Below are 1,092 nucleotides of genomic sequence, written 5' to 3' on the forward strand. Positions count from 1 at the left end.
ACCGTCGGCGGATTCCTTCTATCAGTACGACGGTTCGGCACCGCTGTCGTCGTATCAGCCTGGGGCCGTTCTCAAAACGAGGACCTTGCCCTATCACGTCGTCAACATTCCGACCCCGTTGCAAGCCGTGCAGGTGTTGTACCGGTCGACCGACGCTCTCGGCCGGCCGTCTGCGAATGTCACRTCGATTCTTCGACCACCCAATGCCCAGCCGGACAAAGTTGTCTCGTTCCAGTCGGCCTACGATTCGCTGAACCCGGAAGACGGTCCGTCACGAGCTGTYGCGGGGGACACCYCGATCGGCAGCCTGACCGCCAGCGGACGGAACGTCGCCTTCGGCGGGACTCTCGCTTCCGGCGAAGCTGYCATGTTCGGTCCCCTACTGGCACTGGGYTACACCGTCGTCATTCCCGACACCGAAGGGCCGAAYGCAGACTTCGCGGCGGGACCCGAATACGGAATGATGACTCTCGACTCTCTTCGCGCCGCCCGTARCACTCCCGAGACAGGTATTGCCGACTCAGCCGAGATCGGCCTGATGGGATACTCGGGCGGAGCAATCGCCACCARCTGGGCGTCCATCCTCGCTCCGGACTACGCCCCGGACATCAACGAGGACCTGATCGGCGCCGCCCAGGGTGGACTGTTGGTCAACCCGGCGAACAACCTCCGGTACGCAAACGGAAGCATCGGCTGGGCAGGCGTTGTCGGGATGGCAGTYGTCGGACTTGCCCGTGCCTACGACATAGATTTCGATCCGTATCTCGGCGATCGCGGACGCGAACTCCTACCTCGCATCGAGGATGCCTCGATCGGGAACGTCATCCTGCAGTACCCGGGGGTGACCTGGCAGGACCTTGCCAAACCAGAGTATGCGAACCCCAACTCGGTGCCCGAGTACGTCGACGTCGCCAACAAAATCAACATGGGCAACGCGCCGATACCCACCATCCCTATGTTCATCGCTCAAGCCGCAAACGGAGCCCTCGAGGGCACCCAGCCAGGTGGACCCGGCGTCGGCCCTGGCGACGGAGTCATGGTTGCCGGGGACGTCCGCACACTCGCCACTCGTTATTGCGACGCAGGTTTGTC

At 62.9% G+C, this 1,092-nt stretch carries 1 protein-coding gene; it reads left to right on the top strand.

The annotated features are described in order from the left end of the window. Positions 1 to 1,092: lipase family protein (locus tag AC1DVN_RS30865; RefSeq protein ID WP_477994825.1), on the top strand; the 1,092-nt coding region annotated here is incomplete at both ends.

The organism is Rhodococcus sp. P4_E4, assembly GCF_056401575.1.